Source organism: Mesotoga sp. H07.pep.5.3, from assembly GCF_002752615.1.
Lineage (GTDB): Bacteria > Thermotogota > Thermotogae > Petrotogales > Kosmotogaceae > Mesotoga > Mesotoga prima.
Window position 1 is genome coordinate 111,212 of record NZ_AYTV01000023.1, and the last position, 7,094, is coordinate 118,305.

6 protein-coding genes and 2 rRNA genes are annotated in these 7,094 nt (G+C 48.9%); 1 reads left to right on the forward strand and 7 read right to left on the reverse strand.

Annotated elements, in window-relative coordinates; translation table 11 throughout:
• Positions 1-149: 149 nt before the first annotated feature.
• Positions 150-1,178 (forward strand): choloylglycine hydrolase family protein, encoded by a 1,029-nt coding sequence (locus tag V513_RS10650; RefSeq protein ID WP_257212075.1) that lies wholly within the window; start codon positions 150-152, stop codon positions 1,176-1,178.
• A gap of 1,049 nt (positions 1,179-2,227) precedes the next feature.
• On the opposite strand, the gene V513_RS10655 is transcribed toward V513_RS10650, so the two are convergent.
• From V513_RS10655 to V513_RS10685, 7 genes are all read right to left on the reverse strand, one after another.
• Positions 2,228-2,605, reverse strand: a complete 378-nt coding sequence (locus V513_RS10655) for a nucleotidyltransferase domain-containing protein (protein WP_099772740.1) — start codon at positions 2,603-2,605, stop codon at positions 2,228-2,230.
• Positions 2,544-2,951: a HEPN domain-containing protein gene (locus V513_RS10660; RefSeq protein WP_099772741.1), complete on the reverse strand. Its 408-nt coding sequence runs from the start codon at positions 2,949-2,951 to the stop codon at positions 2,544-2,546. The genes V513_RS10655 and V513_RS10660 overlap by 62 nt, the downstream gene beginning before the upstream one ends.
• Before the next feature lie 144 nt (positions 2,952-3,095).
• The gene (locus V513_RS10665) at positions 3,096-3,371 is read right to left on the reverse strand and encodes a hypothetical protein (RefSeq protein ID WP_099772742.1); all 276 of its coding nucleotides are present in this window, start codon (positions 3,369-3,371) and stop codon (positions 3,096-3,098) included.
• 481 nt (positions 3,372-3,852) lie between these two features.
• Positions 3,853-4,230, reverse strand: coding sequence for a nucleotidyltransferase domain-containing protein (locus V513_RS10670; RefSeq protein WP_099772743.1), 378 nt, complete (start codon positions 4,228-4,230; stop codon positions 3,853-3,855).
• The gene (locus tag V513_RS10675) at positions 4,169-4,576 is read right to left on the reverse strand and encodes a HEPN domain-containing protein (protein ID WP_014730096.1); all 408 of its coding nucleotides are present in this window, start codon (positions 4,574-4,576) and stop codon (positions 4,169-4,171) included. The genes V513_RS10670 and V513_RS10675 overlap by 62 nt, the downstream gene beginning before the upstream one ends.
• 349 nt (positions 4,577-4,925) lie before the next feature.
• Positions 4,926-5,042 (reverse strand): 5S ribosomal RNA (rrf, locus tag V513_RS10680).
• Positions 5,043-5,075: 33 nt separating this feature from the next.
• Positions 5,076-7,094: ribosomal RNA gene (locus V513_RS10685) — 23S ribosomal RNA — on the reverse strand; the annotation flags it as partial.

Consider the following 7,094-nt stretch of genomic DNA (forward strand, 5'->3'; position numbering starts at 1 on the left):
AGTTGGTTGTCAATGGGGGTGCGCTGAATTTTTTGTTTTTTCCAATCATTCTTCAATATAGAAGTCAGAAAGTGCCCCTAATGTATATATTGCTGTCTTTAGAGAAGCGAGAGATAAGGCCATCAAAACACAGAAAGGGGATGTTTGCAATGAAGAGACTTCCAATGTGCGCTCTTTTCTTCGTCTTGCTAACTGTTGCTTCGATTGGGTGCACCGGGTTCAGAGTGATTTCGAAAGATGGTGCTGTTGTTGCTGCAAGGACTCTCGAGTTCGAATTCGATCTTGGAAGCAAGATTGTCGTCGCACCCAGAGATACTTTTATGACCGCACTTACGACGGGTTGGGAGGGCCTGAGCTGGAACGTGAAGTACGGTTACGTTGGGGCCAACTCCCTTGGTATGAATCTGGTTGCAGATGGAATAAACCAAGTCGGTCTCGCGTGCGGAGGATTCTACTTTACGGGCTGTGCCGGGCATCAGCCGCTCGAAAAAGACCTCTACAAGTCAACCATATCTCATTATGATGTGATAGGCTGGATCCTTGAAAACTTTGCAACAGTGAAAGAAGTAAAATCGGCGCTAGATGATATCCGGGTGTATGGGCTTACCATTATGATAACGGAGTCTACTATGATGCCCCTTCACTATATTGTCTATGATGCGCATGGCGGATGCATTGTAATAGAATACGTTGATGGTGAGCTGAACATTCATGAAAATCCGCTTGGAGTAATTACAAACAATCCCACATTCGACTGGCATCTTCAGAATCTCTCGAACTACGTAAACCTGACTCCCGCAAACATCAAGAGTTCAAAGTTAGGTGATTTTGAAATTAGGGCAACGGGAAATGGAACTGGATTGCTTGGGCTTCCTGGGGACAACACATCTCCAAGCCGATTTGTGAGGGCCGCCTTCTATTCTCACGGAGAAGTGAAACCGGCTAATGCTGAATCGGCCGTCACACTAGCATGGCATATCCTCAACGCTCAGGATATTCCTGAAGGCCTCGTAGTCAATGAAGAGCTCGGAATAGTAATTTCAAGAGACATAGCTTACTGGTCGGCAGTAACGGATTTGACCAACAGAGTCTACTATTACAGAACTTACGAGGACTTGAACATAAGAAAAGTAGAGCTTGATAGAATTGATTTCTCAAGCGGGAACAAAAAATTTTAGAATATGAGCCACGAACAGAATTACATAGATGTGACTGACGCAATCAAGTGAAAAAACAGTCGTGAAGATTTCGAAGGGTTCCGAGGTTGTGTGAGAACAAATGCGCAAGAAACAGCCCGCTCGACTAGAAAACGCTGTACGCTGCTGAAGACAACGTTTCTGTCGACGATCTTCCGTCTCCCGCGAAAGACATCATCCTTCGATAAGGTCAAAAACGAGATCCCGGGTCAAGCCCGGGATGACAGTGCTAGGTGATTACGAGAACGCCACACACCGTCATTCTTAGAAAACCCGTCCCTGGTCCATCGTCCAAGAGCATGGACCCGTCCTTCGATTGGATCGGAGAGCAGATCCCGAAACAAGTTCGGGATGACAGTGTTAGGTGATTACGAATATGTCACATCGTGTCTGAACATGTTTCAGCATTCCGGCGAGCTTTCCGAAAACGTCAAATTGCGTCATTCTGAACTTGATTCAGAATCACGATGCTCTTTTCAGCGTTCAGCGTGTCTTAGCAAGCGGGAAGCGGCTCTTCTCGGCGAACGGGGAACCACTCAACGGCTAACCAGTTTCTCTTGCTCTTACGAACCCCCTACCCGCTATCCCCGACCACGGTTTCTCATAAGCCCGGATCCCGAAACAAGTTCGGGATGACAGTGTTAGGTGATTACGAATATGTCACATCGTGTCTGAACTTGTTTCAGCATTCCGGCGGGCTTTCCGAAAACGTCAAATCGCGTCATCTGAACTTGTTTCAGAATCACGATGCTCTTTTCAGCGTTCAGCGTGTCTTAGCAAGCGGGAAGCGGCTCTTCTCGGCGAACGGGGAACCACTCAACGGCTAACCAGTTTCTCTTGAAATCAAGGAGCTGGGAGAGCGAACATCGGAATCAGGTTGGAAAGAGCGGGTTACAAATATCGGGAGGAGTAAGAGAAAGGGTAAGGTACTAAAGCATGCCATTTGAGTGGCCTATCTCACTTTGTCAACAAGCAGGGGTTCTAACTTCTACCGATAACATCGGTGAGATTGATCGAAGCAAAGATCCTTTCTACAGGTTCAATGAATCATCTTTCATGAAGATCCACTTGACTTCTTCTCCCAATCTTTTAATGAAGTAAGACAGTTCTTTGTTTAGTTCATTCCACTCGTCCAGAGTGTAGATCAGAAGATCGACCGGAACCGGTAACATTGCTAAATCCCATTCTGTTCCTCGCTTCCCAAAAGGAGCTTTGGAGTCTTTGACTATGACAATCAAATCAAGGTCGCTTCCCACTCCATTGTCGCCACGAGCGTAGGAACCGAAGTAACCGATGCTGAGAATGTTGGAATCTCGCTTCAAGGTTTCTGACCACTTATTAAGTGAATCAACTACAGCCTCTTTGCTTGGCCATTTCATTATTGACGAATTCAACGATCTCACCGGCATATGCAATAGCCTCCTTACTTTGCTTGCTTCCGAAATACTCAAAAGGAGAGCCTTCGGGATGACCATTTGGATATCTCGCAGGAATGTATGAATTGTCAAGAATTCTTGCCTTATCCAATAACTCAGCGGGCAAGTCAATTCCCTCAGGGAGTTCTTGAATCAGTTTGCTTACCATGTGTCCCCACGCTTCCTGTCCCAAAGAAAGATGGAAAGCCTTTACGGCTTTTTCAGCAGCCTGCTGTGCCGCAAAGCATGCCCATTCGTGTTTGCCATTAACAGCAGACTCTCGAGCGTGTTCAAGATCTCTTTTTGCTTGACGTAACCAATCCTGGGATCTATCAGGCATGGATATCCCTCCCAATCGTGATTATAGCACTTATTAGAGAGAGGCTAGTAACCTTCGGTGGCCAGTCACACTGCATGCGGCCCGTCTCACCTCTGGCGAGGCCAGTTTCGCTACGCGGGCGAGAACAGTTGCAAGTTGTCTGTTCTAAGTTGCAAGCCCTAAAGTAAAGAAGCGTCCCTTCGAGATTGTGGATCCGTCCTTCGAAAGAGCCGCTGTGCGCTTAAGAGCAAAAACCCGCTGGCCGCAGTAAAGAACCGTCCCTCGTCCTTTGTCCAAGATCATGGACCCATCCTTCGAAAGAGCATGAAGAACAGATCCTCTCTCTGGAACGAACAACTTCTCCTTGACGAACGGTGACCACTCTCTTGCTCTTCCAACCTCTGACCACTGACCTCTAACCTCTACGCTTTCGTTTCTCATAAGCCCAGATCCCGAAACAAGTTCGGGATGACAGTGTTAGGTGATTACGAACATGTCACATCGTGTCTGAACTTGTTTCAGCATCCTGGAGGGTTCTCCGAAAACGTCACATAGCGTCATCTGAACTAGTTTCAGCATCCCGACGGGCTTTCCGAAAACGTCACATCCCGTCATTCTGAACTTGTTTCAGAATCTCGATGCTCTTTTCAGCGTTCAGCGTGTCTTAGCAAGCGGGAAGCGGCTCTTCTCGACGAACGGGGAACCACTCAACGGCTAACCAGTTTCTCTTGAAATCAAGGAGCTGGGAGAGCGAACATCGGAATCGGGTTGGAAAGAGCGGGTTACAAATATCGGGAGGAGTAAGAGAAAGGGTAAGGTACTAAAGCATGCCATTTGAGTGGCCTATCTCACTTTGTCAACAAGCAGGGGTTCTAACTTCTACCGATAACATCGGTGAGATTGATCGAAGCAAAGATCCTTTCTACAGGTTCAATGAATCATCTTTCATGAAGATCCATTTGACTTCTTCTCTCAATCTTTTAATGAAGTAAGACAGTTCTTTGTTTAGTTCATTCCACTCGTCCAGAGTGTAGATCAGAAGATCGACCGGAACCGGTAACATTGTTAAATCCCATTCTGTTCCTCGCTTCCCAAAAGGAGCTTTGGAGTCTTTGACTATGACAATCAAATCAAGGTCGCTTCCCACTCCATTGTCGCCCCGAGCGTAGGAACCGAAGTAACCGATGCTGAGAATGTTGGAATCTCGCTTCAAGGTTTCTGACCACTTATCAAGTGAATCAATTACAGCCTTTTTGCTTGGCCATTTCATTATTGACGAATTCAACGATCTCACCGGCATATGCAATAGCCTCCTTACTTTGCTTGCTTCCGAAATACTCAAAAGGAGAGCCTTCGGGATGACCATTTGGATATCTCGCAGGTATGTATGAATTGTCAAGTATTCTCGCCTTATCCAATAACTCAGCGGGCAAGTCAGTTCCCTCAGGGAGTTCTTGAATCAGTTTGCTTACCATGTGTCCCCACGCTTCCTGTCCCAAAGAAAGATGGAGAGCCTTTACGGCTTTTTCAGCGGCCTGCTGTGCCGCAAAGCATGCCCATTCGTGTTTGCCATTAACAGCAGACTCTCGAGCGTGTTCAAGATCTCTTTTTGCTTGACGTAACCAATCCTGGGATCTATCAGGCATGGATATCCCTCCCAATCGTGATTATAGCACTTATTAGAGAGAGGCTAGTAACCTTCGGTGGGCAGTCACACTGCATGCGGCCTGCGACAGCAGACTGGATCTTTTTCCCTCCTGCGAAGCAGCATCACTTCCCCGGACGTTTCTCCGGGCATCACTTCCTCGCGCATGCGAGCCTCACTTCCGGCGATGCTTTTCGCCGCATCACTTCTGTTCTTTCTCTCTTATCCGAGGACGGCGGACCGTCAACGGTGGATTAGTTTTACTTGTTCTTACGAACCCCCTACCTACTACCACCGACCACGGTTTCAAACAAAAAGGAGAGTCAAAAAGACTCTCCTCTTGTATAACATCTGGGCGATACCTACTCTCGCATGCAGTTGCCCACATACTACCATCGGCCCGAGACGGCTTAACTGCCGGGTTCGGTATGGAGCCGGGTGTTTCCCGCCCCGGTATCTTCACCCAGAATATCTGCTCACTCAAGAGTACATAGGGAATTAAGGTAAAGGAATCGGATTATTAGTACTGGTCGACTGAACACTTCACAGTGCTTACATCTCCAGCCTATCTACGTCCTCTTCTCGAACGATCCTGAGAGACCTAGTCTTGAAGCGTGCTTCCCGCTTAGATGCTGTCAGCGGTTATCACTCATGAACGTAGCTACTCAGCTACTGCCGCTTGCACGACAACTGATTCACTAGAGGTTCACTAACCCCGGTCCTCTCGTACTAGGGGCTACCCTTCTCAAGTCTCCTACGCTCGCAACAGATAGGGACCGAACTGTCTCACGACGTTCTGAACCCAGCTCACGTACCGCTTTAATAGGCGAACAGCCTAACCCTTGGGACCTGCTCCAGCCCCAGGATGCGATGAGCCGACATCGAGGTGCCAAACACTGCCGTCGATATGAACTCTCGGGCAGTATAAGCCTGTTATCCCCAGGGTAGCTTTTATCCGTTGATCAACGGCCTTTCCACTCAGGGCCGCAGGGTCACTAGGGCCAGGTTTCCCTCCTGTTCGACCTGTCAGTCTCACAGTCAAGCTGGCTTTTGCCCTTACACTCTATGGTTGATTTCCAACCAACCTGAGCCAACCTTAGCGCGCCTCCGTTACTCTTTTGGAGGCGACCGCCCCAGTCAAACTGCCCACTTAGCAATGTCCTTGTTGTGCTCTCCACACTCTCAAGTTAGTACTCCGTTGTATAGAGGGTAGTATCCCACCGTTGGCTCCCCCGATCCTGGCGAACCGGGTTCTACGCCTCCTACCTATCCTGTACACCATACAACAAAGCACAATACCAAGCTACAGTAAAGCTCCATGGGGTCTTTCCGTCTAGTTGCGAGTCCTGGGCATCTTCACCCAGACTGAAATTTCACCGGGTCTCCTGTTGAGACAGTGCAGCGATCGTTACGCCATTCGTGCAGGTCGGAACTTACCCGACAAGGAATTTCGCTACCTTAGGACCGTTATAGTTACGGCCGCCGTTTACTGGGGCTTCAGTTCAAAGCTTCGCTTACGCTAACCTTTCCCCTTAACCTTCCAGCACTGGGCAGGCGTCAGACCCTATACGTCTTCTTCTCGAATTCGCAGAGCCCTGTGTTTTTGGTAAACAGTCGCCGCTGCCTTGTCACTGCGACTCCAGTCAGCTCTTAACCAACCAGAGTACCCCTTCTCCCTAAGTTACGGGGCTAATTTGCCTAGTTCCTTAACAGGAGTTATCCCGCTCCCCTTAGCCTTCTCAGCTTGCCTACCTGTGTCGGTTTTCAGAACGATTGGCTTAGCACTCAAACGCTTTGCGATGCTTTTCTAGACAGTGTGAACTCAACGTTGTTGCTCCCGAAGGAACTCCCATTCGTCCCTCACCCTCCCGCGGTGGATTTCCCTGCCGCGATCTTCGGACTTGAAACTTGGACGCACTATGCAACTAGTACGCAACGCCTATCCTCCTGTGTCACACCCCAAAACTCATGCTACGCCAGTACCGGAATATTAACCGGTTTCCCATCGGTTACCCCTTTCGGGTTCCCCTTAGGGTCTCGACTAACCCTGGGCGGACGAACCTTCCCCAGGTACCCTTAGGCTTTCGGGGGGAGAGATTCTCACTCTCCTTTCGTTTACTCATGCCTGCATTCTCTCTTGTGTCTCGTCCAACAGCCCTCACGGGTCTGCCTTCTCCCTACAACACAATGCTCCTCTACCAACAGTTTCCTGTTCCACAGCTTCGGAGGATAGCTTTAGCCCCCTTACATCTTCGGCGCGGTGAGTCTCGACTAGTGAGCTGTTACGCACTCTTTTAATGATGGCTGCTTCTAAGCCAACATCCTAGCTGTCTTTGACTCTCCACTTCCTTTAACACTTAGCTATCTCTCTGGGCCCTTAGCTGGTGGTCTGGGCTGTTTCCCTCTCGACTACGGACCTTATCGCTCGCAGTCTGTCTCCTGCACTTTGAGTAGAGGTATTCGGAGTTTGACTGGGGTTGGAGGTCGCCCCCCTAGCCCAATCAGTGCTCTACCCCCTC